The following is a 26,599-nucleotide window of genomic DNA, read 5'->3' as shown; positions in this document are numbered from 1 at the left end:
ATGGGAATAGATCAAATTCAAGTGAATTTTAGTGAATCTGCATTGATGATTATGAATATTGTGATTGGTTTTATCATGTTTGGTGTCGCACTTGACTTACAGTTTGCTGATTTTAAGCGCTCTTTAAGAACACCAAAGCCCGCGTTAATCGGCTTAGCTTGCCAATTTTTATTGCTACCTGCTATTACCTTTGTTTTAGTGTCAATTGTTCAGCCACCACCTAGTATTGCACTCGGACTATTTCTAGTAGCCGCTTGCCCAGGAGGAAACTTATCGAACTTTTTAACGCATTTAGCAAAAGGGAATACACCACTATCGATTAGTATGTCAGCAATATCAACTGTACTCGCGATCGTAATGACACCACTTAATACAATTTTTTGGGCATCATTATATGGTCCGACGAAGGAAATCATTACGACATTTAGCATTAATGTCGTGGATATGTTTACAACCATCTTCTTTATGCTCGGGTTACCATTAATTCTTGGTATGTATATTCGCAGAAAAATGCCGAAGTTTGCAGCTCGTGTGAATCAAATTATGATGAAGCTTTCAATCGTAATCTTTGTATTATTTGTCATCGTGATGGTTGCCAATAATTTTGATGCTTTCTTCAATAATGTAGGTGCTGTTGTTGGGGTTGTAATTTTACAAAATGCCTTGGCAATTAGTATCGGGTACTCGGCTTCTCGCGCATTAAAAGTGAAAGACCGTGATCGTCGAGCAATTGCGATTGAGGTAGGTATTCAAAATTCAGGCTTAGGGTTGGTGCTCATATTTAACTTCTTCGGGGGCCTTGGTGGAATGGCATTAGTTGCAGCATTTTGGGGGATTTGGCACATCGTTTCCGGTCTGACAATTGCAACATTCTGGTCAAGGAAAGTACCTGTAGAAAATGAGGTATCAATTGTACAGGGGGAACACGCATGAACGTATTAATAACTGGAGCAGCAGGTTATTTAGGGAAGCAACTTGTAGACTACTTATTAAAAAAAACAAATCACAAAGTAATAGCAGCAGATATACGGGAACAATCGCCTTTTGAGGAACATGGAAATTTAAACTACGTACAACTGGATGTACGCTCAGATGAAGCGCAAGATATTTTTACTACGTATAACATCGAGACTGTTGTCCATTTAGCTTCGATTGTGACACCAGGAAAGAAAAGCAATCGGGATTTTGAGTATTCGGTGGATGTTTTAGGGACAAAAAATATTTTACAAGCTTGTATCGGCGCGGGTGTAAGGCGAATTGTCGTATCTTCAAGTGGGGCAGCATATGGCTATCACAAAGATAACGCTGACTGGTTAGTTGAGACGGACGCAATACGTGGTAATGAAGCATTTGCTTATTCGTATCATAAGCGATTAGTAGAGGAACTGTTAGAAGATTACCATCAACAATTTCCTCAGCTGGAGCAAATTATTTTTAGAATTGGAACGATTTTAGGCGAAAATGTCCGCAATCAAATCACCAATTTATTTGAGCAAAAGGCACTGATTGGCATTTCTGGTTCAGATAGTCCCTTTGTATTTATTTGGGATCAAGATGTGGTGGCATGTTTTGCAAAAGCGATTGAAAGTGAAAAAACAGGAATATACAATTTAGCTGGAGACGGTGCATTAACGGTGGATGATTTGGGCGTATTACTGAATAAACGCGTTATTAGGATTCCTGCTACTGTTGTGAGTGCTAGCTTATTTGCTTTAAAGCGATTAAACTTATCGCAATATGGCGAAGAACAAGTCGATTTTTTACGATATCGTCCTGTGCTAAGCAATAAAAAATTAAAAGAAGAGTTTGGCTACATTCCAATGAAAACATCATTAGAAGTATTTGAACACTATTTATGGAGTCGTTTAAAAGAGCTTTCATATAATTCTGTAGTTTAATAAAGGGATTGTTTGTAAGTGTATGAATCCATTAGAAGTAAAAAGTAAAATCCATCATTTTAAAAATGATGGATTTTGTCATGTGTAAGTTGTGAAACTTTAGGATGAATACTAGTAATTTAGACTAACCAACCAAGCGTAGTTTATTTAATTTAGCTTTCCAATCAAATTCTTACGTGCCTCTAAAAAGACCTTATTGTCACAAGCATCACACGAAAATTTACCGTTCATATTGCGTTTGTAGTAGTGATATTTTTTCGTTCCTTCTACTACTTGAAATGTCGTTTTGCAACAAAAGCATTGAACGTCATAGGTAATCATTCTGTAACCTCCTCCATTTGTAAGCTAGAGCGATTTTTCATTAGATGGACATATACCGAAATGGCAAGGATGCATCCTAAGAAAGCGAAAATACTTGTAACGAGTCGAATGGTAAACCACTCCGCAAATAAGCCAAGTAATAAGGTGAAACCAATTTGAACGACACTTTCAAATAAGCTCAATGTGCTACCAAAGCGGCCCATAATTGAAGTGGGAATGGATTTTTGGTAAAGCGTTGCATAGCCGGTATTGGAAAATGCCATAAAAAATCCAAGCGCAATAAATGCTATAATTGCAGACACTAAACTTTGTGAAAAGTAGAAAATAAAATAACAAAACAGTGTCATTGTAAAGCCGGCACCAATATACGTTATAAGCGAGATTTTTTTCACGAATGCAGCTGCAGCTATTCCTCCTAAAATGGCGCCAATCCCCGTAATCCCAACAATCACTCCATAAACAGTATCAGACACTTGATGGAAATCCTTCAAAAATGACATTTCTTGTGAATCTAGTGAATAGGCAATCATTAATGCTAGTGAATATAAAAGGATAAATGTGCGTAATGAGGGCTTTAATTTAATGAATTGCCATACTTGTTGAAAATCACTTTTTATCATAGAAAGCGTTACAAATGAGCGTGCTTTTTCATTTACCTCCTCGACATTTGGTAAAAGCGAAATCATCCATGCGCAGAGGAAAAATGTTACAGCATTTACCCACATGGCAACAGAAGTATTACTTATAGCGATGATAGCTCCACTAAGCGCGGGACCAATCATAAAGCATCCTGAACTTAAAATACTATTGATTGCATTAAAGCGTGGTCGATCTTCTGTTTGAACAATTTTTGTAATCATGAAGGTACTGCTTGGATGAAAGAAACTACCCACCATACTCGTTAAAAAAATAAGTGTATAGATACCCCAAATTGAAGAAAAAAATGGCATGATGCAAATGATCACTCCACGAATGATATCACTCCATATCAATAACCGTTTTTTATTATGGCGATCGATAATAGAGCCTGCAAAAAAACTGCATAAAATACGTGCAATCGGTCCCACAATATAGATACCTGCAACGGCTGCAGGGGACTTAGTTAAATGCCAAACTGATAAATTTAACGCGATCAGGTAGATCCAGTTACCTAAATTGGAAACACCTAAGCCTGTTAATAATAGGACGTATTCCTTTTTTACTGTCAATGTAATCGCTCCTAACTGCTCATTCGCCTGCGAACTTTTTCACTTGCATGGTATGCGAGTTTATAACAGTGGCTCGCTCGTTTATAGGCATGCACTTGTTCATAAAATTGCCCCCATAATGGCGCGTAAAAGAGTGTTAATGCATAGTATTGTTGAGTTTCAAAATGTTCAAATGCCGGTTCTTCTAATGCTTGTAATGTGGCAATCGAAAAGTCATCTTTCAGTGCATACGCAAGTAGCTGTCGCTGATATTGGTGATGCGGTACCGTAAATTGCGATTGCGGATAATGTTCGAGTAACAAAGACAATTGTGCTGTATCTTGTTGCTGGTAACATGTACGCATCCAATTGATGATGGAATGTAAGTCTTCCTCATAATCATTCGCTAACTTGTAATGCACGCTAGCCTTTTGAAAATCAGCCTGGCATTCATAACAATAGGCAATATTATTGTGTAATGAGCTGAATTGCATCGGTGTTTGTATCATTTCCACATGCTTTAATAAATTCAAACCAGCCTCGAATTCTGTAATCGCCTCGTGAAAACGATGGAGATCATTAAAAATAACACCTTTCATCGAATAGAGCTTCAATTGGAAAAGTGGTTTGTATTGATGTGAAAAAAGAGAAGTCGCAATTTCGATATGGTGCAACGCTTTTTGGACATTGTACGTTCGATGATTTGCAAAGGCTAAGTGATAGTGATAATTAGCCTGCTCAAACAAATGCGCATTCGTTAAATAGTGCGCGAGTTGCAGTTTTTGCTCGCGCTCTGCAAGTTCACCGAATTCATGATACGATAAATGCGCAAATGCGGTAATGGCTAAATATAGCTCCGTCACACGGTCCTTTCGCCAAGAGATTAGTGGCTCTAATTCTTCCAAAAGTGCACGAGCATGGTCATCTTCTTTAATCGAAAGTAAATAGCGACTATAAATTAACTGGTGAATCAATTGAAATTCATAGGAATATATCGTGTATTGAGTTGCAGTTAAGTGTTCAATTTCTTCAGTTACTAATAGTTCGTTTGATAATAATTTTTCATAAATGATTTCTAATCTAGTTAAGTGCTGTTGTTCATTTTGTTCGCTTGTCGCTAAATCAATGCCAAGTCGTGCAAATAATTGCTCATACAATGAATATTCCGCAATAACAATTCCATTTTCAATGCGACTTAAATAAGAAGGGGTACAAATGCCAATCGCGACATCGTCTTGTTTTAACTTTTGAAGTTGTCGATGGTATTTAATGAGCTTTCCCCATGATTCTTCAGTGGATTGCATAGTCATCACCTCTATAATTAGTTTAACAAAATAATATTGAAAAAAATTGTGAATATTCGCCACCTTATTAAAAATAAGACGCCTTTCTACATAATACTTACACAACTTTCGTATAAGTTCGACAATTTATATTGCATAATATAACTTTGCTCTATATGATAATAAAAAATATGTAAAAATTTTCGGGATAATGAGTGATAGATAGGGAGAGATAGTTTATGTTTTATTATGAAGTCGATAATGAAATCCAATTAAAATTAATTACACAAAATGACGCAGAGGAAATTTTCACGTTTATTGATCGTTCGCGTAACTACTTAAGTAAATGGCTTGGGTGGGTTGAAAATACGAAAACAGTTGAGGATACGCGCGCATTTGCAGCATATAATTTAGAAAAGTTTGCAAAACGTGAAGGGTTGGATACAGCGATTCTTTATAAAGGGCAATTTGTCGGCAAAATCTCGATCAATACGATTAATTGGTCGCTGAAAAAATGTGAAATTGGCTACTTTTTAGATGAATCCTTTCAAGGTGAGGGCATTATGACACGTGCAGCTAAGGGGATGATTGATATCGCCTTTAAAGAATATAAGTTGCAGAAGGTCGAAATTCATGCGGCAGTAGGCAATAAAAAAAGCCGTCATATTGCAGAACGTTTAGGCTTTATGAATGAAGGAACAATTCGCAATGCAGAGTGGCTATATGATCATTTTGTTGATCATGCAGTGTATGGTTTGTTAAAGGAAGAATGGTTAGAAGAATAAAAGTAAATTTATTACCTCGTCAAACGGTTGATTTGACGGGGTTTTTTATTTTTTCTGAAAATTATTTATGGAAAAAGTTGTGAATTTAATTATCTTAGTGTACTATGTAACTATAACAGTGGTACGGAGGGAATTATGAAAGCATTTATTGGGCTTTTGAAAAAAGAGCGCTTTGCCTATTTGGGTACGGGTATCGGATTATTAGGCGCCGTCTTAATACTCATTTGGCTCGCACCTATTGCCATCCATAGATATTTCGACAGTACGTCGATTCATCACAATCGCTATGTACTAGTTGTTGTTTGCTTCTTACTAATCATAATGGTTGGATTGCTATACCAATTTATGGGGAGCTTGAACAGAGATATTAATAAAAGGGAGCTGTGGCTACATAATCAGCAGTCTATCGTGAAATTAATTTTTGCAAAAGCGGTCTATCAGGGTATTCAAACCATATTATTATGCTCCGTTAGCTTCATCGGATTTTTCTTTGTCGGTGAGGAAATTGTAGGAAGCATGAAGCAAATGCTAGTATTTTATATGTTCTCGATGTATGTCCTCTTAGCAGCGTATGCATTATTTTCTTTGATATTGTTATGTTTTTTCGCACTAAATATCCAACTAAACCGTTATATCGGAAAACTGAGTGGATTCATTACATTTATAGGGGGCATTGCCTTTATCTCATTATCAGGAGATACACCGAGCCACCTTTTACCGTTTTGGAAAATTTCAACCGAGCCGATTATAGCTAATTTACCGCAATTTAATAATGAAACTATATTTATGGCACAGGAATTTTATTTAGTACAGGGATTGGCATATTTGTTGTTTTTCATTTTCCTATTCGTTCTCGCCTGCAAATGGATTGAAAGGGTGATAACGCGATGACAGATTTTGCAAAGGATCGCCCGATATATTTGCAACTAGTTGAGACAATTTGTGGGGATATCATTAAAGGTAAGCTCCAACCGGGTGATAAATTGCAATCAGTTCGTGAGTTTGCCATTGAATCAGGTGTGAACGTCAATACGGTACAGCGGGTATACAAGGAGTTGGAAATGATGAATTTGACAGAAACAAAGCGTGGTCAAGGAACATTTATTACAACAGAAACAGTAGCTATTCAACAGGTTCGTGAGCAGATGAAGGAACAGGTTGCACTTCAATTTGTTTCTTCAATAAAATCATTTGGCTTTTCAATAGAAGAAATTATCGACGTGTTGAAAGAGAAAGGGAGAAGCTAAATTGAAGGTAGAGCAACTTAGTTTTGGATATGGGCGGAAAACGGTATTAGAACGCATCACATTCGAAATTCCTCACGGGCAAATTATTGGACTTATTGGTGAAAATGGTAGCGGAAAATCGACGTTATTAAAGCTATTAGCAGGTATTTTAACCCCAACAAGTGGAATGGTTACATTAAACGGAGAGAAAATCACACGTCGAATGGCGTCAAAAATTGCCTATCAACCGGACATGGATTTGTTTTATGAAAAAATGACAGGTATTCAAGTGTTTGAATTTTACGCATCACAATTCGCAGATTTCTCCATTGAAAAGGCAAATGAAATCGCGGCATTTTTAGAAGTTCCAACGAGTATTAAATTAGGTAAGTTATCTAAAGGGAATCGTGGTCGCGTGAAGCTCGCAACGTTTTTAGCACGTGATACGGAAATCTATTTATTTGATGAACCATTTGCAGGACTTGATCCATTGGCGCGTGAAAGCTTAATGAAAGCTATCATCCGCTTTATAAATATAGAGCAATGCAGCGTAATCTTATCTACGCATGAAGTAAATGAAGTCGAACCCATTTTAGATCAAGTTATTTTACTAAAGGATGGGCATGTTCGCGCAATGGATAATTTAGAAAAAATTCGTGATGAGCGCGGTGAAAACGCAGTACAATGGATGAAAAATTTATACGGGGAGAAGGTAGAATAAATTGACACAACCAATTGTTGAAATTAAAAACTTAAACAAGACAATTAAAGGCAAGCAGATTATTAAAAAACTAAATTTAGAATTTTATCCAGGACAAATTACCGGATTTTTAGGACCAAACGGCGCGGGGAAAACGACGACGATTCGAATGATGACGGGCCTTATGCATCCAACTGAAGGCGAAGTTATTATTAATGGGCAGTCAATGGCGAAAAATTTTGAAGAAGCCATTAGCCATGTTGGGGTAATTGTTGAAAACCCAGAAATGTATAAGTTTATGTCAGGTTACAAAAACTTGCAGCATTTTGCCCGCATGCATAAAGGTGTTACAAAAGAGCGTATCGATGAAGTTGTGGCACAAGTTGGATTACAAAATCGTATTCATGAAAAGGTGAAAACATATTCGCTTGGTATGCGCCAACGTCTCGGCTTAGCACAAGCAATGCTGCATCGTCCGAAGTTTTTAATTTTGGATGAGCCAACGAATGGTCTTGATCCAGCCGGTATTCGCGAGTTTCGTATGTATTTACGAAAAATTGCCGATGAGGATAATGTAGCGATTGTTGTATCAAGTCACCTATTATCTGAAATTGAATTAATGGTAGACCGTATTGCTATTATTCAAAATGGTGAGTTGATTGATATTCGTGAACTAGAACAAGAAGTAGCTTCGCAGTATTATATGGAAGTTGGTCAACCTGAACAATTCGTAGCGCTATTAGGTGACCGTGTGAAAAAGGAAAATGGTGGTTTTGTACTTGATTTAACGAAGGAAAATGTTCCTGCAATTATACGTCAAGTAGTAGAAGCTGGGATTGATCTATATACAATACAACCAATTCAAAAAAATCTAGAAGATCAATTTATTGAAATGACGGGTGGAGGTGCAATCGATGCAGTACGTTAAAAATGAATGGATTAAAATGTGGTCACAAAAAAATGCGTGGATCATGCTGGTAATTTTAATTGGCTTACTTGCACTCATTTCAGGGATTAATAAATATTATGATACCGACTCGAGTACATCAGAAGCACGTCAAGAAGCAAATGAAAATCGCATAAAAAATAACACTGAAATGCTTAAAATAGAAGATTTCTCAGAAGAAGATAAACTTTATTTTAAAGAAGAAAATATCAAAGCAGAATACCGCATTGCCAATGATTTACCGTCTGAGGACGCAATGAGTTTTCCTGAGCATATGAATTTTTCAATATCTTTTTCTATTGTAATGATTGGGATTTTTACGGTAGTTATTGCAGCGGGTATTGTGTCTTCTGAATTTGGCACAGGAACGATTAAAATGCTGTTAACACGCCCAGTCGCACGTTGGAAAATTTTATTATCAAAATTAGTGACATCGCTTTTATATGGGATAACATTACTTGTAGCAAGTTTAGCGTTTTCTGTTGTAATCGGCATGATTTTATTTGGTACAGACAGCGCGGTGATGCTGTCAGTTGTCGATGGACAAGTCATTGCTGAAACGATGGAAAATCAGTACGTCAAAACGATTATTTATGCACTAGCCTCAATTGTCATGACAACCATCTTTGCGTTTATGGTGGGCTCACTATTCGGTTCAAGTACGCTCGCAGTCAGCTTGTCATTATTCATTTTATTAATGGGGTCAACAGCTACGATGTTTATCGCACAATATGATTTTGCGAAATACATTTGGTTCGCCAATGATTTTTCGCAATTTGCACCGGGGAGTAGCCCAATTATTGAAGGATTAACCTTATCGTTTTCGGTAATTGTCAATATTGTGTATGCAATTTTATTCTTAGTGATCACGTTCTGGTACTTTATGAAACGAGATATTACAGCTTAATCATTTTAACTCCTCACAAACATAACTTTGTGGGGAGTTTTTGTGTTTTATAATGTTGCAAAATATATAAGTTGAACAGATGATCATGTTAGAAAACCTAACAAATGAAATCGTTCGATACAGAAATTCCTCCTTTTTAGCTATCTTAGCTTTTTTCGCCTAGCAATATGATATTATTTTGAGGTTCAATTCATCGGATAAGAGGATTAGGTTGAATAATTGTTATTTTTGTAATGAAGGGGGAGTTTGATGACATACATCGAAAATATTGTCAGCAATATTAATAATTTTATGTATTCCTATTTATTAATTTACATGTTAATCGGAATCGGATTGTTTTTCACGATTCGTACAAAATTTGTACAGTTTCGTATGATTCCAGAAATGTTCCGTGTCATTAAGGAAAAGGCACCAGTGAATGCCAAAGGAGTAAAAGGGATTTCTTCTTTCCAAGCATTTACGATTAGTGCTGCATCTCGTATTGGTACAGGGAACGTAGCTGGTGTTGCAACAGCTATCGCTTTAGGTGGTCCAGGAGCAATTTTCTGGATGTGGTGCATTGCGTTAATTGGAGGTGCATCTTCATTCATTGAAAGTACATTAGCACAAGTGTATAAAACACCAAAAGGCGACGGGACTTTCCGAGGGGGCCCAGCTTACTATATAGAAAAGGGCTTGAAAAAGCGTTGGATGGGGATTACGTTTGCCATCGCGATTACATTATGTTTTGGATTTGTATTCAATGCCGTACAAGCCAATACCATTTCCATCGCATTTAACGAAAGCTTTGGAGTCTCACGTACATTAATGGGCGCGATTTTAGCGATTTTAACAGCGGTCATTATTTTCGGTGGATTACGTCGCATTGTTAGTGTAACGACGTATTTAGTTCCAATTATGGCCATTGGTTATATTATTTTAGCGTTAATTGTTGTGGTCGTTAATATTACGGAAGTGCCAACAGTTATCGGATTAATCGTGAAATCAGCATTCGGTGCTGATGAAATGTTTGCGGGGATGGTTGGTGCAGCGGTACTGAACGGTATTAAGCGTGGTCTATTCTCAAACGAAGCGGGTATGGGTTCTGTGCCAAATGCTGCCGCAACTGCCGATGTAACGCACCCAGCAAAACAAGGCCTAATTCAGACATTAGGCGTATTCATTGATACAATGCTAATTTGTACAGCCACAGCGATGATCGTTCTAATGAGTGATGCCTATTTAAGTGCCGATGCTGCATCTATTAATTTAACACAAGTGTCACTAAGTGATAGTATTGGAAGCTGGGCTGGCGCAGTTTTAGCGATTACGATTTTCTTCTTCGCATTTAGTTCAGTAATTGGGAACTATTACTACGGAGAATCCAATATCGAATTTATTAAGCGCTCACCATTAATGATAAATATTTTCCGAATTTTAGTTGTAGGTTTTGTATTTTTCGGCGCCGTTGCAAAAGTGCAATTGGTTTGGGATTTAGCAGATGTGTTCATGGGCATCATGGCGTTTATTAACTTAATTGCGATTTTGATGCTTTGGAAAGTCGCAAAAAAAGTATTGGACAACTACATCAAGCAACGTAAAGCAGGGAAAGATCCAACGTTTTATGCCGATGAAATTGATGGACTAGATAATACGGAATGTTGGGAACGAGACCGACATCAAAAATAATGTAAAAAGGATTTCATGAATTTAATTCGTGGAGTCCTTTTATTTTTTTATGGATTCTTTTCATTCACACAATTCCATACTAAAATAGAGTAGTAGGAGGTGATAACTATGGCAGGAAGAGTCATCTTTCATTTGGATATGAATTGCTTTTATGCTTCGGTTGAGCAAGCCCATGATACGAGTTTAAAGGGCAAACCCATTGCCATTGCAGGAAATGCGAAAGAACGGCGAGGGATTATTGTCACGAGTTCGTATGAGGCACGTGCAAAAGGGATATACACGACGATGAATGTTGGGGAAGCGAGACGCAAATGTCCAGAATTGCTATTGTTACCGCCTGATTTTGCAAAGTATCGCGCAGCTAGTGCGGCCATTTTTGCTATTTTACGTAGCTATACACATTTAGTTGAACCTGTGTCGATTGATGAGGGCTATTTAGATGTAACAGATCGCTCTAAAACACAGCATCCTATGGAACTGGCCCAGGAGATTCAACAACGCATTTTACATGAATTAGACCTCCCATGCTCTATAGGAATTGCCCCAAACAAATTTTTAGCCAAAACGGCATCTGATATGAAGAAACCAATGGGTATCACCGTATTAAGAAAGCGACAAATTGCGGAGCTTCTTTGGCCAAATGAAGTAATTGAAATGCATGGAATCGGTGAAAGTACCGCTAAAAAGCTAAATTCACTGCAAATTTTTACGATTGGTGATTTAGCCAACGCGGACGAACGTCTTTTACAAAGAGAGCTTGGAAAAAATGGGGCACGTCTAAAAAAGCGAGCGAATGGTGAAGATAGTCGAGAAGTGGATCCTAATTCCATCTTTGACACGAAAAGTGTAGGTAATTCCACTACATTACCGCGCGATGAAACGGAGTACTATATTTTAAAAGAAACATTTGAAAAGCTAAGTCGAAGTGTGTCAGAGCGCTTAAAAGTGAAGTATTTAGCTGGCACAACAATTAGTATACAAATTCGAAATTTCGAATGGCAAAATCAATCGCGTAGTAAAACGGTACGCAACGCCATACAAAATGCCGACGAGATATTTGAAATTGCTTGGAAATTGTTTTTGCAAAATTGGGATGAAACGCCAGTACGCCTCATCGGCATTACTGTTTCGAATGTTGTCGATCAAGCAGAGCTCACACAGCAATTGAATTTATTTAATTTTGAACAGCATATTAAAGATGAACCAATACTCGAATTAGTGGATTCCATAGAAAAGAAATTTGGTAAAGGTGCCGTAAAACGAGGGGTACGAGTTAAAACAAGAAGCTATGCCTCAAAGACGAGCTTCAGTAAAGATTTTTTGGAGGATCATAAGGAATGAAGGGCTTGTCTAAAAAGTGATTTTTAGATAAGCCCTTTGTGACATTTTAATGATAATTCAAACTAAATTATGACACTTTTTTTGAGAATTATTTTCAATGAGCTAGGTTTGGTCTTAATTTGCATGCTATAATGAGGTTGATTTTGTTCGTGAAAGGGGGAAATGGGTATTTATCCGATTCGTTTTTTAAGAATAATGGGAATATTAGATGGTCTGTCGTTAATTACGCTTTTGTGTATTGCAATGCCATTAAAATATTATGCTGATATGCCAGGATTTGTAACTGTAAATGGGAGCATCCATGGCGGTATTTTTATATTATATGCATTATCAATTCTTATTGTACAACTTCGAATACAGTGGAATGTTAGTTGGTCGTTATTAGCTGTTCTCGTCGCTTTTATACCATTTGGTAACTTTATTTTTGAACTAAAATTAAAAAAAATGGAGAAGCAGTTATCTAGCAAGCCCTTTCCAAAACATTGGCTCGTATACGCAATTATATTCTTTTCATTTTTTGATCTATTTGTTCAACTGCCAATTATGAGTACATATGCACTGTCCGTAGGTGCAACAACGTTTATAGCAGGCATTGTTGTTGGAATGTATTCGTTTATGAATACATTTGGCAATGTGTTTTCAGGTGTTTTTACGGATAAAATGGGTGCGTTCCGTATGCTTGTTATTGGTCTAACAGCTTCGTCTATTTCACTCCTTTGTTATCAGCTTGTAGATGATTCGACAACACTCATTATTGTTCGTTGTATTCATGGGTTTAGCAGTGGTTTTATTACACCAGCAGCCTTTACATTATTGGCGAATATGCGACGTGAATCGGAGCAAGGTAGTGGTAGTGCGGTAACGGGTTCCTTTGTTGGGATTGCAGCAATTGTAGGACCTGCATCAAGTGGTATTTTAGCAAGTAAAATTTCTGTTCCGAATGTACTAGCCCTTGTTGCAGTATATGGTGTGATTATTTTGATCGGTTTATTTTTATTTTTACGAAAAGAAGCACTACGTGAAAAAGATAACGTCAAAAAAACAGAGAAGTTTCAATGGAATAGTGGGTTGATGAAAGCCTTTGGTGGCGCATTCTTTTTAATGTTTTCACAAGGTGTACTCGCTTATTTACTGCCAATCTATGTAGAAGATTTGGGTTATAGCTCGCGTATGTCTGGTACATTATTAAGTGTATTCGGCATTGTCGCAGTACTTATTTTTATTTTACCGTCCAATCGCATTTTTGATGTGTTAAATTCGAAATATGCGTTGCTTGTAGGGGTAGGTTTACTCGCAATAAGTCAAATGGCTATTGGACAAGCGACAACGATATTATGGCTTTATGCGGCACTTGCACTTTATGGTGTAGGTTTTGCCTTTTTCTTCCCATCAATCAATAAAATTTTAATTGAATCAACGAAGAAGGAAACACGAGGAAAAGCATACGGTTACTTTTATGCGTTCTTCTCATTTGGGGTCGTGGCAGGTTCCTCTGTTTTGGGAGCACTCAACTTAACCGGGACACCTGGATTTATGTTTACAGGGCTCGTGTTATTAAGCTTTTGTGTTGTAATTATTACTTCCATCATACGCTCAAAAGACAATCCATTTCTTTCAACAGAAAAAATTACTGAATAAAAAATAGACAATTGACCTCACTGGCCGATTGTCTATTTTTATTTAATGTATATACTGTGACTTTTTATCTTGCATGATTTTTTGTAAGATACGTAGCTTACTGATTACTACTTGTGAATCCTTCGTAATTACTTCTAAATAGTCCTCTGCCTTTTCCTCATTACCTGCGTGGAATTCAGCTACCGCAAGTTTTGCTATTTCATGAATGTGAACAAATGGCTGTTCGAGTTCTTTATAAGCATTTTCATGGCCAAGTAATTCTTTTCCCTTACCGTAAAACCACTCACCAAGGCGCGATTGTTGTGGTGATTCGACTTCATCCACAGAAATTTTCTCAAAGCCTAAAAGTAAGTTATAAATGCGCCAACGCCATAATAGGTGATCGGTAATCGCAAGTTCAATAATATCCTCTTGGCTAATAATCGAGTTTTTAGCAATTGTTGTCGTACGGAACTCATCAATCATTTTACTTAATTGATAAATGGCTAACCCTGTTTCATGAACAATGAGTTGGCTCATCTCCATATTATCTGTCACATTTTTGTTGTGCTCTGTTATTGTATTGGCTGCATTCGATTGATGTCTTGTTGCACTTACAATTTCCTCTAAACGTTGTCCTTGTAAATGGAATGACTCATTTAATTTACGTAATGTATCAAAAATATGTAGTGTATTTGCAACACCTTTATGTAAATCCTCGGATAAGTTTGATGTGACAGAACGAATATTTAATGTAATTTGCAACAATTGTTGAATGTCAGTCGTAATGGTTGAAATGGATTGTTTAATATCATCTGCTAATTTGCGTACATCAGTTGCAACGATAGCAAACCCTTGTCCCGAATCACCAGCACGAGCCGCTTCTATTGATGCACTTAATGCAAGTAAGTTCGTTTGCTCGGCGAAGCCTTTAATGACTTCTGCCAAACGGGTCACATTATTAACACGTTTTACGAGCTGTTCAATGTTCATTTGAATATTCGTTTGGCCCTCATCGGTTGCTTGTAAAACGGCAGCAACTTGCTTTAATGATGAAAGATGTTCGGACATCTTATTAATTTGCACCTGTGTTTGCTCGTTGAGACTACTTACCGTCGTTGCAATTTGTTCGATGCTTACATCTAGCTCTTGCATAGCTCTTTCAGTTTCTATAATTTCATGTTTTTGATTGCGTTGGAAATGCACAAGCTCTTTAATCGATTCTAGTTTTGTATTATACGAAATAATATCACCTAAACCAGTGACAACTGAGTTTGCTTGTATTTCAATATAAGTTTCAACAATAATTTGCTGGTCAATTGTCACTAAGCTTTCATAAGCAAGTAAAACATCGACCATTTTATCTTGTTTTTTGTATAAATTTTTTACGATTAAAGGCCGAATAATTTGATTGATTAATGTATAAGCAGCAATCATCCAGTTCGGTAAAACACCGATTCGTGCATGCGTATAAGCAATTTGGCGACGTTTAAATACATAATCAATATCAAGCTCATCATCAAATAAACTAATGAAATGGCGATCAAACGTAATTTTTAATTTTTCTACCGACGAATGGGCGTGAATAATCGTATTAAATTTTTCATTTTGCAATAGACGATTATAAAAGCTTGATAATAAATAATCACGATTTTTTAAATAAATTTCTTTTAATATACCAACAGATTCTCTTCGTTCACGTGTTAAAGCAAGGAAATCTAATTTTTCTTTAAATCGTTCATTAGACTGAATATCTGAGTTGTCAACGGTTGTGAAATAATCTGAATATTTATGCTTGTTCGTTGGAAACATAAGAATCGACACACTCCATTTTTTTGTGACATTAAACTTCTTTTGAAATATAGGAATACTGTAATAAGTATAATCTAATAAAATGGTAAATGCTACACAATATAGGTAAAAATACTTAAATTGGTAGTTGTTTTTCAACTGTTAGTAAATAGGGATAAAAAGATTATCCTATTAAAAAAGTTATAAAAATCTAGATTTTTATGCGAATTATTGTCGAATAGGGTATACTAAACAAGGTTAATTTTTGAACGTATATGTCAAAAAGGAAGGGACTATAAATAATGAATTTAAAATTAGATGTATTAGAACGTTGTAGCAAGGAAACAGAGGATACAATTACGGCAGAGGGAGTAACTTTTGCTCAAACAGCAATTCGTTATTTAAAGGAAAATCAAGGCGAATTTATCTATGCGGAATGTCCTCAATTTCAAGATATTCGTGTAGATGCAGTCGCATTGGAATATGATGATGCCTTTAATTTATACACTGCTTTATTTGGTTTAAAACTGCAAAAGAAACATGGTGAAACAATTCGTCAGTTTTTAAAAGCCAACCTAAAATCGGCACTAGGAAGCAGCAGTGCATCATTTTCTGGTCAAGAGGGTCTTTGGGAATTAAATATCGCAGTGGACTGTATCGAAGGCTTTACCGAAGATTTAACAATCGAGCAAGTATATGAATTACTTTATCAATTTATTGAGAAATTATTAGAAGTTGTAGTCCTATAATAGATGAAATATTTATATAGTTTTACCTGGAGAAATGATGAATATGAACTTTCACGATTAGAAATGCGCGCGTTTTTTAAGTATGACGTGGAAGGAAATGCAGTAATTAGCGATAAAAAAATAGACCCAAGTCGTAGCCCATACATGCATTTGCGCTTAGACATTTGGCATGAAGCACAGACTTTAGAACAACTTGTTGTACTTGCAAAGACTATTGATCTTGGAACACGAACATTTAAGGTGCATTGCTTGAACAATAGTAATGATGCAGTTGAACCGAAATTACCACAAAAAGAACGTCAAGAAATGATGAGAAAAATTGGTTTTGCCATTAATGCAGAACCAGATTTAGATCATCCTCAGATTGTACTTGGTTACGTTCAATATGAAGACCGTTTTTATATAGGAGAACTTCATTTTGCTGAATCAGTTTGGTTTAAGCATATGCAAAAGCCTGAAATGTATTCGACTGCGCTTAGTACACGAGATGCACGTGCTATCGTCAATGTCGCTGTTCCTTATCCAGAAGGCTTACGCATAATTGATCCTTGCTGTGGTATTGGGACGGTTCTTGTTGAAGCGATGAGCATGGATATTGCCATTGAAGGCCGTGATATGAACAAACGCGTTGTGTGGGGATCACGCATCAATTTAAGACATTTTGGCTTCGAACCCAATGTGGAAATCGGACCAATTGAAGAAGCTAGTGAAGGCTATGATGTTGCGATTATCGATATGCCTTATAATTTATTTACAAATATCTCAAAAGAGTTACAACAAAGTATTATTACGCATGCTCGTCGCATTGCAAAACGTGTAGTTATTGTGACCATGGAAACAATGGATGACATGATCCACACAGCGCAGCTAACGATTATAGATCGTGCTGTTGTGAAAAAGGGTGCATTTGAGCGACAAGTCGTAATTTGTGAATAGATGAAACTAAGCGCTTACTCTTATTTAACAAGGAGTAGGTGCTTTTTTATATATAAATCTCGAATTCGAAATAGTTTCGAGATAAATCGTTGACATCAAAATTTATCCGTGGTATATTTATCTCGAATTAAAGATAAATGAATTCGAAATGATTTGAAGGGAGGCGACTTTATGAGTCAATATGACAAGCAATTAAAAGCGTTTACTGTTCTATATCGAGCCACGACTGCCACTCAGGACGCGACGAAAAAAGGTGTACAGCAAAGCGATTTAAACATTACTGAATTTGCAGTTATGGAATTGCTCTATCATAAAGGGGAGCAACCGATTCAAATTATCGGAAAAAAGGTATTAATTGCGAGTAGCAGTATTACGTACGTCATTGATAAGTTAGAAAAAAAAGAGCTCGTTTATCGACACTCCTGTCCGACGGATCGACGTGTCACGTTTGCTGCACTAAGTGAAAAGGGTAGGAATCTTATGGAATCGATTTTTCCACAGCATTCACAAAAAATTGCCCAAATTTTTGAGGTTTTATCAGAGGATGAATTAAACATATTAACACAATTACTAAAGCGTGTCGGTCATCACGCCAGCAAGCTTTAACTTTTATATATAAATCTCAAAATCGAGAAATTGGAGGAATGATTATGAATCACATTAAAGGTATTCACCACGTAACAGCGATTACAAGTAGCGCAGAAAAAAATTATGAATTTTTCACATATGTATTAGGGATGCGACTAGTTAAAAAAACAGTTAACCAAGATGATATTCAAACATACCATTTATTCTTCGCAGATGATAAAGGATCTGCGGGTACAGATATGACATTTTTTGATTTCCCAGGCATTTCAAAAGGCGTTCATGGAACAGATGAAATTTACAAAACAGGCTTCCGCGTGCCGAATGATGCAGCACTTGATTATTGGGTAAAACGATTTAATCGTTTAAATATTGAACACACTGGTATTGTAACGCAATTTGGCAAACAAACTCTGTCATTTGTAGATTTTGATGATCAACAGTATATGCTTATTTCAGATGAAAATAATACAGGAATCGTATCTGGTACACCGTGGCAAAATGGTCCGATTCCATTAGAGTTTGCGATTACAGGCTTAGGTCCCGTGCATATTCGCGTTTCCCGTTTTGATTATTTTAAAGAAGTATTGGAAAAAGTGATGATAATGCGTGAAATCGCTAACGAAGGTAGTCTATATTTATTTGAAGTTGGTGAAGGTGGTAATGGTGCTTCAGTTATTGTCGAACACAACACAGAATTACGACCAGGTCGCCAAGGATTTGGTACAGTACATCACGCAGCATTCCGTGTAGAAGACCGTGACGTGTTAAATGAATGGATTGACCGTATGGACAGTTTTGGATTTGGTACGTCAGGCTATGTAAACCGCTTCTTCTTTGAATCGTTATATGCTCGAGTTGCACCTGGTATTTTATTTGAATGGGCAACAGATGGTCCAGGATTTATGGGCGATGAGTCGTACGAAACAGTTGGCGAAAAACTATCATTACCGCCATTTTTAGAGGGGAAACGTGCGTATATTGAAAGTGTTGTGCGTCCAATCGATACTGTACGATCTACAAAAAATATTGAAAAAGAATATGAGTAAGTTGACTTTGAGTTCACAAAAAAAATAATATAGATAAAAATTTAGGAGGAAAAAATGACAAACTTAAACATTGGGATTATTATCGGTTCAACTCGTGAAGGGCGTGTATCTCCACAAGTAGCGCAATGGGTAAAACAATTAGCAGATGAACGCGGCGATGCGAATTACACAATCATTGATATTGCAGACTACAACTTACCATTTTTAGGTACAGCTGATGCACCAGGCGCGGCTGATTGGTCTAAAGCAATCACAGCTCAAGATGGCTTTGTCTTTATCGTGCAAGAATATAACCACTCAATTACTGGTGCATTAAAAAATGCATTAGATTTCTTAAAAGTAGAATGGAATAATAAAGCAGCTGGTATCGTTTCGTACGGAGCAGTAGGCGGGGCACGTGCAGCTGAGCATTTACGTGGTATTTTAGGTGAACTATTAGTAGCAGACGTTCGTGTTCACCCAGCGTTATCTCTATTTACAGACTTCGAAAATGGCAAAGTTTTTAAACCAAAAGATGTACAAACCAACTCAGTTAATCAAATGTTAGATCAAGTCATTCCTTGGTCAACAGCTTTAAAAACAATTCGATAATAAAAGGAGTCATTCGGCATAAGTCCATGTCGAATGACTTTTAAAAATAAAGACAGATAGGAATGAGCGCTATGAAATCCATTTATAAAGAAGGTAACAAAGAAAAACCGGTTCTATTTTTATTACATGGCACGGGTGGAGATGAAAATAGTTTACTAGCTTTGGCAGAAATCATCGACCCAGAGGCAAGTGTATTAAGTGTGCGCGGTAATGTTTTAGAGCACGGGATGCCACGATTTTTCCGTCGCGTTTCTGAAGGTGTGTTTGACATGAAAGATTTAGCATTTCGAACAAAGGAAATTCATGAATTCTTAAATGAAAAAGCAACCGAACACGGCTTTGATCGAGAGAATATACTTGCAATCGGTTATTCAAATGGTGCTAATATCGCAGCGAATTTACTATTTGAATATGAAAATACGTTTAAAGGTGCGATTTTACATCACCCAATGGTACCAAACCGTGACGCAAAATTACCGAATCAGCAAGGAACGCATGTATTTATCGCAGCAGGCATAAATGATCCGCTTTGTTCAAAAGAAGAAGCAGTTGATTTACAACACTTTTTAACAGATGCCGGTGCAGATGTTACGGTTGAGTGGGAAACAAATGGCCATCAATTAACGATGGATGAAGTACAAAAAGCGAAAAAATGGTATGAACGTACATTTTAAAATAGACACTATCATATATTTAATACAGTTATAGGCATGAGAAATCTTAAGATTTCTCATGCCTATTCGTAGTTAATGATTAGGGTAAATAAGATTCTGATATCAATACGATTTTTCCGTCTTTTTCAAATAATTGAACGAAACCTCTAAATTCAACAATGTCCTCCCAAGTTGCTAAAACGGATGTGCTTGGATTTTCTAATAAAAATACGGGAACTCCCTCTGATATAGTGACAACTTTTGTTCCATCTCCAGTTTCAACCATGCGAAATCCATTAGGAGCTTCTTCATCCATTACTTTGTTCGTATACGTAATGTTTAGATTTAATGTATCACCCTTAATTTCAGCACTATTTAGCATTGCTGTTTTATAGGAAGTGGTATGTTGAATCAAAGTTTCCAATACATAAATTTTATTAGTCAAATAGGAAATCGACTCTTCTAGATTAATATTCCTATCGTTCGGAATATCCGAATCATTCATTTCGGATAACTTTTCTTCGTGTTTTTCAATGGATAGTTGCTGCTTTTCAATTATCTGTTCAAGTTCTACAATTTTATTTTCTAATTGACCATTACTTTCGTTAGGAACGGATGCCTCTTCATTCCCTTTACAACCTGCCATCAAAAAGATTAATGAAAGACCGGTTAAACACAATAAGTAGTTTGATTTAATCAAATACATTTCCACCTTTCTTTTTTGTATTATACACCCTATTAGAATAACAAAATTTGTACCAAGATTGAGTGACGCGAAGCGCAGGGGGTGACTCCTTGGGGATTAAGCGTGCGCAGAATATCCACTTATTTGTGCCACAGTATAGGCACAAATAAGTTAGATGGAGCCACGCCCCCAGGAAAGCGTCCCCGTAGCGTAGCAGAACGGACTTGATTAAAAAGGAATTACTTTGAACTTTGAATCTTAAAATTATGTAATCCCCAACTTCTGAATATTGATTCAAAATCGCCAACATTAAAGTTAAAAAAGATAATCTTTGTACTATATGTATTTGTTCACCTTAAATTTCCTACTTAAACATTCAAAGAACTCGAATCCAGTTGATCGTTCTTTTTCCTTGATACTCGCAATTTGAATAGAACCCTTTATAATAGAATAAACAGTAACATTTAGCTTCAGACTTGTAGCTAGAACATTTACAATACTTGTTTGGAGGAAAGAAGATGCAACTACATTTTTTAGGCACAGGTGCAGGAATGCCATCAAAAGACAGAAACACAACAGCAATTGCATTAAAATTATTAGAAGAGCGCGGGTCGATTTGGTTGTTTGACTGTGGTGAGGCAACACAACATCAAATTTTACATACGTCGATTAAGCCGCGAAAAATTGATAAAATTTTTATTACGCATTTACATGGGGATCACATATTTGGCTTACCAGGTTTCTTGAGCTCACGTTCATTTTTAGGCGGTGAAGATGCCCTGACCATCTATGGACCTGCTGGTATTGAAACATGGGTAGAGCAAACATTAAACTTGTCGAAAACGCATGTAACCTATCCAATCCAATTTGTTGAAGTAAGAGAAGGGATTGTTTATGAGGATGCCGAGTTCATTGTAACCGCGTGCCCACTTCAACATGTGATTGAATGCTACGGTTATCGCATAGAACAAAAGCCATTAGCCGGAGAATTACTGATTGAAAAAGCACTTGCGCTAGGTGTACCGAAAGGACCGATGCTTGGTCAATTAAAATCAGGGAACGATGTGCAATTAGCGGATGGTACGATTGTGAAAAGTGATAGGGTGACCGCACCATCCCAAAAAGGCTTCACGGTAACGATTTTAGGGGATACCAAGTTTTGTGATAATGCAAAACAATTATCAATGGATGCAGATGTCGTCGTTCATGAAGCAACATTTGACCATGCAACTATTCATTTAGCGGCGCAATATGGTCATTCGACAAATACAGAAGCTGCTGAAGTTGCTAAATCGGCTGGGGCAAAGAATTTAATTTTGACGCATATCAGTGCGCGTTTTTTAGGAAAGGATTTAATTCCATTTTTAAATGAAGCGAAGCAAATTTTTACTAATACGTATATTGCCCATGACCACATGCAATTTGAATGGCGAAACCATCAGCTACAACCTATTCAACAAGAGGAACTATAAAATGAAGACTTATAGGGGCAGTTAAACCTATCTATCCTTTTTGACATTTTAAAGCTTTGTCGTTGACGCCTTATTGCCCGTTTATGCCGGGTAAATTTTACTACCACAATAACTAGCAAAAGTTGTTGTGGTAGTTTTTTTATGGGAAAATTAATAAATTCAGAATTGAAATCGTTACTTTGTAATTAAATTATTTCCTAGTAATTAATAATTATTTATAGAACATTCGAACAACTATTAAAATAAGCATTAAAAAAGTATATTTTATGCAATTTTACTGAACGTTTTGTGTCATTTATCCCACTGTCATCAAATATATTGTGACTTTTTCCTGAGTTAGGTTATTGTTTAATAGAAAATAAAGTAAAATTAAGTAGAAATAAACTAAAATAGGGGAATGTTAATATGTTTAAATCGATGAAATGGAAAATGATGTTTCCAATATTACTAGGTGTAGTTCTTTTAATCGGTGCTTTTGCAACATATATTTATCTTACAACGGAAAAAAGCATCCATCAACAGGGAGAAGCCTTAGTAGATTCAATTAAATTAGGTATAGAAGGCGCGATACTTTCAAGAGAAGTATCTGAAAATATTATGGAAGAAGAAATGATTGCCCAGTCTGTTTTAATATCGTGGATTGTTGAAAATGGCGGGTCACATGAAGACTTAAAGCAATTAGCCGCTCGCGGGGGCATGGATGAGATTTGGAGTACAGATGACAAAGGTAGTACGACAATTACATCGATTGCACCAACTGTAGACTTTAATTTCGGTTCAGATCCAGCTGGCCAAGCATATGAATACTTGCAATTGTTAAAAAAACCAACAGATGCCATAACGCAACCTGCACAAATTCGTGATGTAGATGGCGAGTTTTACAAATTCGTAGGGACAGGTTCTTGGGATGCAGCAAATCCCAAAATTATTCAAGTAGCACGGAATGGTCAAAAATTAGTAGACCTAGAAGCTCAAATCGGTAAAGAGTTTTATATGAATGAATTACATACATACTTAGACGAAACCGTATTGTATGCGGCAGTCGTTGATGCGAAAGGTGATATCCTTGCAAGTACAAAGGAAAGCGATGTTACTTTTACTGATGAAGAATTAAATACAACAGAAACGATTTCTAAAGCAGGCAGCTTTGAAGGCGAAAAGGCCATGAATTATATTGTGCCATTATCAGATGGCAACTACTTAGCGATTACGATTTCAAATCAAGTGTTAACTTCAATTTTAATCGCTACTTTAATTGCAGCTATTGTAGCAGTGGCCATTGTTATGGGCATTACAGATTTAACAATTACGCGCCAAATTCGACGCATTAAAAATGTACGTGATGCACTTGACGATATTAGCCACGGTGAAGCCGATTTATCAAAGCGTATAGACTTACATTCACGTGATGAAATTGGCCAATTAGTTACCGCATCAAATGCTGTAATGGATAACTTCCAAAAAATTATGTTGGAATTAAAGGATCGTTCAATCACAATTCATCAGACATCAACAATGATTCAAGAGCATTCAGTGGCAACGTCGAAAGCTTCATTAGAAATTCAATGCGAATCGGTTGGCGTTGCGAATGATTCAAAAATTCAATTACGAAATATTGAAGAGAGCTCACTTGCAATGGATGAGTTAGCACGTAGCATTCAAAATGTAACTGAATCCATTATGGAAATTTCAGCTCATGCAAATCAAACAGAGCAAAATGCATTAAATGGTGCAGAAGTAATGAATAAGCTAATGGTAGAGTTGACGAATTTATATAAAGAAACAAAAATATCTGTCGAACGTACGCAGGAATTAGTAAAATTATCTGATCGAATTGGTGAATTTACAAACGTCATTACGGGTATTTCAGATCAAACGAATTTACTAGCATTAAATGCTTCAATTGAGGCAGCTCGAGCTGGGGATTCCGGTAAAGGTTTTGCAGTGGTGGCAGACGAAGTTCGTAAATTAGCAGAAGAATCAAAAGTAGCAGCAGAACGTATATCATCTGTTGTATCAAGTGTACAACATGAAACAGTGCATATTGTGAAGGCGATTGCTTCAACAGCTACAGTGCTGGAAAATGGTCGTGAAATTGCGATGAAAGCTCATACATCATTTGATGATATAGTGGATGGAATTAAAGGGATTGCTGAAGAAGTAGATGTTGTTTCAAGTTCTGCAGAAGAAATGGCCGCAAGTACAGAAGAAATTGCTGCATCATTTGATGACGTAGCCTTATTATCACAACAAACAACGAGTCGCGTAGAATCAGTAGCAGATTACGCAACAGACCAAGTAACAAGTATGAATACGATGAACACTTCTGTAGAAGCATTATTTGAAGTTTCGAATGAATTACAAGAAATTACAGGGCGTTATAAATTGAATTAGTTAAGTAGGATGTATCGATGTTGATACATCCTTTTATTGGCTCATCACCATAAGTTGGGGATGACATAACTTTAGAATTCAAAGTGATTGCTTTTTAATCAAGTCCGTTCTGCTACGCTACGGGGACGCTTTCCTGGAGCCACGCTTAATCCCCCAAGGAGTCGCCCCCTGCGCTTGTAGCACGCCAATAGCTAGACAAAACGAATACAAATTAAAATCAAAATCAAACCCATGTTACGGTGATGAACCCTTTTATTGCGTTTTAAAGAAAATAATGGAGTTTTGTAGAATAATGACGTTATAATATAGAAAAGGGGGATGGAGTTTATGCAACAACCAACAATAACACCAAAGCTTCTACGTTTGCTCGTCGTATTTCCTAATGTTATGAGTTATATTTTACTAATCGGAGTTATTATCTACATACGTAGCAATTTAGAATTATTAAAAGCAACGGATAACTTAACGATGTGGATTGTCATTGCCGCGTTATTAGGTCCAATTTCTATCTATACAACGTTTTCGATCATTAAACGAATACGAGCAGGAGTATTATAAATGGTTTATGTCATGTGAATTTATTGATCACATGACTTTTTTTTCCCGTATTAAAAGGATTGAAGTTTTACTTATTCCCCACGGGCTAATTCTCTGGATCTGTTTTCCGCACTTCGTATACATTTTGCGATGGCATCAATAAATTCCATCGCCTCTAATTCTCGGATACCCGCTTCAGTCGTTCCACCTGGACTTGTTACCTTTTTGCGTAATACTTCAGGTTCTTCATTGACCGTTTTTAACATTTGTGCAGATCCCGCAATCGTTTGAACCATAAGTTGACGGACAATTTCTTTAGACAAGCCAAATTCAGTACCAACTTGTTCAAATGCCTCCATTAAATAATATAAATAAGCTGGTCCGCTACCAGAAAGTGCGGTGACCGCATGAAGTTTGTCTTCTTCCACTTCAATTACAATGCCAACCGCTTCTAACATTTGAATATACAGCGCTCGTTGAACCTTAGAAACGCGCTCGTTAAATGCGATACCTGAAGCAGCCATACCAATAGTGGCAGATGTATTGGGCATCACGCGGGCAACTGCACGTTTACCTAAATTTTGTTCAATCGTTTCAATGCTAACGCCAGCTACAATTGAGAGTACAGCAGTATTTACACCTAAATAAGGGGAAATGGCTTTCATGGCTTCAATTGAGTCTTTTGGTTTCATTGCTAAAATAATTAAGTCAGCATCGTTAAGTTGGTCAAGATTTTGCAATGATTGTATGCCGTAATTTGTTGTTAATTGAAGTAATCGTTCTTTATTGGAACGATTTGATACAAAGACTGATTTCGGATTGACTACTTCGTTTTCAACCCAACCGTGAATAAGGGCTTCTGCCATAGAGCCGGCACCTATAAAAATAATTTTTTGCATAATTCATTCCTCCGTGTTTAATCGATTTCAAAATAAAAAGCGCTCCCATCCTCACAATTCGTAAGGACGAAAACGCAATGTTTTCCGCGGTACCACCTTTGTTCACACGTAAATGTGTGCCACTCTATTTACCTTTTTATCGCAAAGGGTACGGTTATGTTGGCATAACGGCTCAAAAGGAGGTTCAATTATTTCAGTGGGTTATGCCGATTTCAGCAACTACAGCACTCTCTAAAGCCTTGAAATAATTTACTTATCTTCATCATTGCCTGTAAATTTAGAATTATCAAAATTATAGTTGCGTGTTGGAAAACTGTCAACCTTTAACGTGACGAATGTAGAAAAAAGGAGTAAAATAAATGAATATTCATTCATTATA

26 protein-coding genes are annotated in these 26,599 nt (G+C 36.7%); 20 read left to right on the top strand and 6 right to left on the bottom strand.

Annotation, left to right across the window (positions count from 1 at the left end):
- Both DCE79_RS09545 and DCE79_RS09540 read left to right on the top strand, forming a co-directional pair.
- Window positions 1–933 carry a bile acid:sodium symporter family protein gene (locus DCE79_RS09545; protein ID WP_108712833.1) on the top strand — a complete coding sequence of 311 codons (933 nt, stop codon included), beginning with the start codon at window positions 1–3 and terminating at the stop codon, window positions 931–933.
- Window positions 930–1,898 (top strand): SDR family oxidoreductase, encoded by a 969-nt coding sequence (locus DCE79_RS09540; RefSeq protein ID WP_108712832.1) that lies wholly within the window; start codon window positions 930–932, stop codon window positions 1,896–1,898. Before DCE79_RS09545 ends, DCE79_RS09540 begins: the two co-directional genes overlap by 4 nt.
- Window positions 1,899–2,045: 147 nt before the next feature.
- On the opposite strand, the gene DCE79_RS18625 is transcribed toward DCE79_RS09540, so the two are convergent.
- From DCE79_RS18625 to DCE79_RS09530, 3 genes are read right to left on the bottom strand one after another with little or no spacing between them, the layout of a single operon-like run.
- Window positions 2,046–2,219 (bottom strand): hypothetical protein, encoded by a 174-nt coding sequence (locus tag DCE79_RS18625; RefSeq protein WP_168214681.1) that lies wholly within the window; start codon window positions 2,217–2,219, stop codon window positions 2,046–2,048.
- Window positions 2,216–3,427, bottom strand: a complete 1,212-nt coding sequence (locus tag DCE79_RS09535) for an MFS transporter (RefSeq protein ID WP_108712831.1) — start codon at window positions 3,425–3,427, stop codon at window positions 2,216–2,218. The genes DCE79_RS18625 and DCE79_RS09535 overlap by 4 nt, the downstream gene beginning before the upstream one ends.
- Window positions 3,428–3,438: 11 nt before the next feature.
- Window positions 3,439–4,710, bottom strand: coding sequence for a helix-turn-helix domain-containing protein (locus DCE79_RS09530; RefSeq protein WP_108712830.1), 1,272 nt, complete (start codon window positions 4,708–4,710; stop codon window positions 3,439–3,441).
- A 218-nt stretch (window positions 4,711–4,928) separates the two neighbouring features.
- Here DCE79_RS09530 and DCE79_RS09525 point away from each other — a divergent pair, with 218 nt between their 5' ends.
- The 9 genes from DCE79_RS09525 to DCE79_RS09485 all read left to right on the top strand — a co-directional run bounded on the left by DCE79_RS09525 (window position 4,929) and on the right by DCE79_RS09485 (window position 13,900).
- Entirely contained in the window at window positions 4,929–5,474 is a 546-nt protein-coding gene (locus tag DCE79_RS09525) for a GNAT family N-acetyltransferase (RefSeq protein WP_108712829.1), read from the top strand.
- 135 nt (window positions 5,475–5,609) lie between these two features.
- Window positions 5,610–6,365, top strand: a complete 756-nt coding sequence (locus DCE79_RS09520; RefSeq protein WP_108712828.1) for a hypothetical protein — start codon at window positions 5,610–5,612, stop codon at window positions 6,363–6,365.
- Window positions 6,362–6,721 (top strand): GntR family transcriptional regulator, encoded by a 360-nt coding sequence (locus DCE79_RS09515; protein WP_108712827.1) that lies wholly within the window; start codon window positions 6,362–6,364, stop codon window positions 6,719–6,721. The genes DCE79_RS09520 and DCE79_RS09515 overlap by 4 nt, the downstream gene beginning before the upstream one ends.
- Before the next feature lies 1 nt (window position 6,722).
- On the top strand, window positions 6,723–7,421 hold the full coding sequence (locus tag DCE79_RS09510) for an ABC transporter ATP-binding protein (RefSeq protein ID WP_108712826.1): 699 nt from the start codon (window positions 6,723–6,725) through the stop codon (window positions 7,419–7,421).
- Window position 7,422: 1 nt separating this feature from the next.
- Window positions 7,423–8,328, top strand: coding sequence for an ABC transporter ATP-binding protein (locus DCE79_RS09505; protein ID WP_108712825.1), 906 nt, complete (start codon window positions 7,423–7,425; stop codon window positions 8,326–8,328).
- Window positions 8,315–9,253 (top strand): ABC transporter permease subunit, encoded by a 939-nt coding sequence (locus DCE79_RS09500; RefSeq protein ID WP_108712824.1) that lies wholly within the window; start codon window positions 8,315–8,317, stop codon window positions 9,251–9,253. The genes DCE79_RS09505 and DCE79_RS09500 overlap by 14 nt, the downstream gene beginning before the upstream one ends.
- A gap of 249 nt (window positions 9,254–9,502) precedes the next feature.
- A complete protein-coding gene (locus tag DCE79_RS09495; RefSeq protein WP_108712823.1) occupies window positions 9,503–10,921 on the top strand; it encodes an alanine/glycine:cation symporter family protein in 1,419 nt (472 codons plus the stop codon).
- A 108-nt stretch (window positions 10,922–11,029) separates the two neighbouring features.
- Window positions 11,030–12,262 (top strand): DNA polymerase IV, encoded by a 1,233-nt coding sequence (locus DCE79_RS09490; RefSeq protein ID WP_108712822.1) that lies wholly within the window; start codon window positions 11,030–11,032, stop codon window positions 12,260–12,262.
- Between the two features lie 162 nt (window positions 12,263–12,424).
- Complete coding sequence (locus tag DCE79_RS09485; protein WP_108712821.1) at window positions 12,425–13,900, top strand: MFS transporter; 1,476 nt, start codon at window positions 12,425–12,427, stop codon at window positions 13,898–13,900.
- A gap of 42 nt (window positions 13,901–13,942) precedes the next feature.
- Here the strand turns inward: DCE79_RS09485 and DCE79_RS09480 are convergent, their stop codons facing one another.
- Window positions 13,943–15,691 (bottom strand): protoglobin domain-containing protein, encoded by a 1,749-nt coding sequence (locus tag DCE79_RS09480; RefSeq protein WP_108712820.1) that lies wholly within the window; start codon window positions 15,689–15,691, stop codon window positions 13,943–13,945.
- Window positions 15,692–15,972: 281 nt separating this feature from the next.
- On the opposite strand from DCE79_RS09480, the gene DCE79_RS09475 reads away from it, so the two are divergent.
- The 6 genes from DCE79_RS09475 (at window position 15,973) to DCE79_RS09450 (ending at window position 20,254) form a co-directional block, all read left to right on the top strand.
- A complete protein-coding gene (locus tag DCE79_RS09475; protein WP_234417227.1) occupies window positions 15,973–16,419 on the top strand; it encodes a protoporphyrinogen oxidase in 447 nt (148 codons plus the stop codon).
- Between the two features lie 3 nt (window positions 16,420–16,422).
- Window positions 16,423–17,355, top strand: a complete 933-nt coding sequence (locus DCE79_RS09470; RefSeq protein WP_108712818.1) for a TRM11 family SAM-dependent methyltransferase — start codon at window positions 16,423–16,425, stop codon at window positions 17,353–17,355.
- 171 nt (window positions 17,356–17,526) lie between these two features.
- A complete protein-coding gene (locus DCE79_RS09465) occupies window positions 17,527–17,961 on the top strand; it encodes a MarR family winged helix-turn-helix transcriptional regulator (RefSeq protein ID WP_108712817.1) in 435 nt (144 codons plus the stop codon).
- Window positions 17,962–18,005: 44 nt separating this feature from the next.
- The gene (locus tag DCE79_RS09460) at window positions 18,006–18,989 is read left to right on the top strand and encodes a ring-cleaving dioxygenase (RefSeq protein WP_108712816.1); all 984 of its coding nucleotides are present in this window, start codon (window positions 18,006–18,008) and stop codon (window positions 18,987–18,989) included.
- A gap of 54 nt (window positions 18,990–19,043) precedes the next feature.
- Window positions 19,044–19,580, top strand: coding sequence for an NADPH-dependent FMN reductase (locus DCE79_RS09455; RefSeq protein ID WP_108712815.1), 537 nt, complete (start codon window positions 19,044–19,046; stop codon window positions 19,578–19,580).
- Between the two features lie 71 nt (window positions 19,581–19,651).
- The gene (locus DCE79_RS09450) at window positions 19,652–20,254 is read left to right on the top strand and encodes an alpha/beta hydrolase (RefSeq protein WP_108712814.1); all 603 of its coding nucleotides are present in this window, start codon (window positions 19,652–19,654) and stop codon (window positions 20,252–20,254) included.
- A 79-nt stretch (window positions 20,255–20,333) separates the two neighbouring features.
- Here the strand turns inward: DCE79_RS09450 and DCE79_RS09445 are convergent, their stop codons facing one another.
- Window positions 20,334–20,933, bottom strand: coding sequence for a hypothetical protein (locus DCE79_RS09445; protein ID WP_108712813.1), 600 nt, complete (start codon window positions 20,931–20,933; stop codon window positions 20,334–20,336).
- A 503-nt stretch (window positions 20,934–21,436) separates the two neighbouring features.
- Between DCE79_RS09445 and rnz the strand changes: the two genes are divergently transcribed.
- The 3 genes from rnz (at window position 21,437) to DCE79_RS09430 (ending at window position 25,342) form a co-directional block, all read left to right on the top strand.
- Window positions 21,437–22,390: a ribonuclease Z gene (gene rnz, locus DCE79_RS09440; RefSeq protein ID WP_108712812.1), complete on the top strand. Its 954-nt coding sequence runs from the start codon at window positions 21,437–21,439 to the stop codon at window positions 22,388–22,390.
- A gap of 405 nt (window positions 22,391–22,795) precedes the next feature.
- A complete protein-coding gene (locus tag DCE79_RS09435) occupies window positions 22,796–24,784 on the top strand; it encodes a methyl-accepting chemotaxis protein (protein WP_108712811.1) in 1,989 nt (662 codons plus the stop codon).
- Window positions 24,785–25,111: 327 nt separating this feature from the next.
- On the top strand, window positions 25,112–25,342 hold the full coding sequence (locus tag DCE79_RS09430; protein WP_108712810.1) for an acyl-phosphate glycerol 3-phosphate acyltransferase: 231 nt from the start codon (window positions 25,112–25,114) through the stop codon (window positions 25,340–25,342).
- A 71-nt stretch (window positions 25,343–25,413) separates the two neighbouring features.
- On the opposite strand, the gene proC is transcribed toward DCE79_RS09430, so the two are convergent.
- A complete protein-coding gene (gene proC / locus DCE79_RS09425) occupies window positions 25,414–26,220 on the bottom strand; it encodes a pyrroline-5-carboxylate reductase (RefSeq protein WP_108712809.1) in 807 nt (268 codons plus the stop codon).
- Between the last annotated feature and the right edge of the window lie 379 nt (window positions 26,221–26,599).

Source organism: Lysinibacillus sp. 2017, from assembly GCF_003073375.1.
Classification (GTDB): domain Bacteria; phylum Bacillota; class Bacilli; order Bacillales_A; family Planococcaceae; genus Solibacillus.
Note: the sequence above shows the minus strand (reverse complement) of the source record. Positions and strands in the feature narration are given on the sequence as shown.

Bases quoted from the DNA above. Each gene is read 5' to 3' on its own strand.
- DCE79_RS09435 (WP_108712811.1), top strand. From the start codon at position 22,796: ATGTTTAAATCGATGAAATGGAAAATGATGTTTCCAATATTACTAGGT.
- DCE79_RS09525 (WP_108712829.1), top strand. From the start codon at position 4,929: ATGTTTTATTATGAAGTCGATAATGAAATCCAATTAAAATTAATTACA.
- DCE79_RS18625 (WP_168214681.1), bottom strand. From the start codon at position 2,219: ATGATTACCTATGACGTTCAATGCTTTTGTTGCAAAACGACATTTCAA.
- DCE79_RS09460 (WP_108712816.1), top strand. From the start codon at position 18,006: ATGAATCACATTAAAGGTATTCACCACGTAACAGCGATTACAAGTAGC.
- DCE79_RS09520 (WP_108712828.1), top strand. From the start codon at position 5,610: ATGAAAGCATTTATTGGGCTTTTGAAAAAAGAGCGCTTTGCCTATTTG.
- DCE79_RS09515 (WP_108712827.1), top strand. From the start codon at position 6,362: ATGACAGATTTTGCAAAGGATCGCCCGATATATTTGCAACTAGTTGAG.
- DCE79_RS09450 (WP_108712814.1), top strand. From the start codon at position 19,652: ATGAAATCCATTTATAAAGAAGGTAACAAAGAAAAACCGGTTCTATTT.
- DCE79_RS09500 (WP_108712824.1), top strand. From the start codon at position 8,315: ATGCAGTACGTTAAAAATGAATGGATTAAAATGTGGTCACAAAAAAAT.
- DCE79_RS09465 (WP_108712817.1), top strand. From the start codon at position 17,527: ATGAGTCAATATGACAAGCAATTAAAAGCGTTTACTGTTCTATATCGA.
- proC (WP_108712809.1), bottom strand. From the start codon at position 26,220: ATGCAAAAAATTATTTTTATAGGTGCCGGCTCTATGGCAGAAGCCCTT.
- DCE79_RS09475 (WP_234417227.1), top strand. From the start codon at position 15,973: ATGAATTTAAAATTAGATGTATTAGAACGTTGTAGCAAGGAAACAGAG.
- DCE79_RS09430 (WP_108712810.1), top strand. From the start codon at position 25,112: ATGCAACAACCAACAATAACACCAAAGCTTCTACGTTTGCTCGTCGTA.
- DCE79_RS09495 (WP_108712823.1), top strand. From the start codon at position 9,503: ATGACATACATCGAAAATATTGTCAGCAATATTAATAATTTTATGTAT.
- rnz (WP_108712812.1), top strand. From the start codon at position 21,437: ATGCAACTACATTTTTTAGGCACAGGTGCAGGAATGCCATCAAAAGAC.
- DCE79_RS09530 (WP_108712830.1), bottom strand. From the start codon at position 4,710: ATGCAATCCACTGAAGAATCATGGGGAAAGCTCATTAAATACCATCGA.
- DCE79_RS09545 (WP_108712833.1), top strand. From the start codon at position 1: ATGGGAATAGATCAAATTCAAGTGAATTTTAGTGAATCTGCATTGATG.
- DCE79_RS09485 (WP_108712821.1), top strand. From the start codon at position 12,425: ATGGGTATTTATCCGATTCGTTTTTTAAGAATAATGGGAATATTAGAT.
- DCE79_RS09470 (WP_108712818.1), top strand. From the start codon at position 16,423: ATGAAATATTTATATAGTTTTACCTGGAGAAATGATGAATATGAACTT.
- DCE79_RS09490 (WP_108712822.1), top strand. From the start codon at position 11,030: ATGGCAGGAAGAGTCATCTTTCATTTGGATATGAATTGCTTTTATGCT.
- DCE79_RS09540 (WP_108712832.1), top strand. From the start codon at position 930: ATGAACGTATTAATAACTGGAGCAGCAGGTTATTTAGGGAAGCAACTT.
- DCE79_RS09480 (WP_108712820.1), bottom strand. From the start codon at position 15,691: ATGTTTCCAACGAACAAGCATAAATATTCAGATTATTTCACAACCGTT.
- DCE79_RS09455 (WP_108712815.1), top strand. From the start codon at position 19,044: ATGACAAACTTAAACATTGGGATTATTATCGGTTCAACTCGTGAAGGG.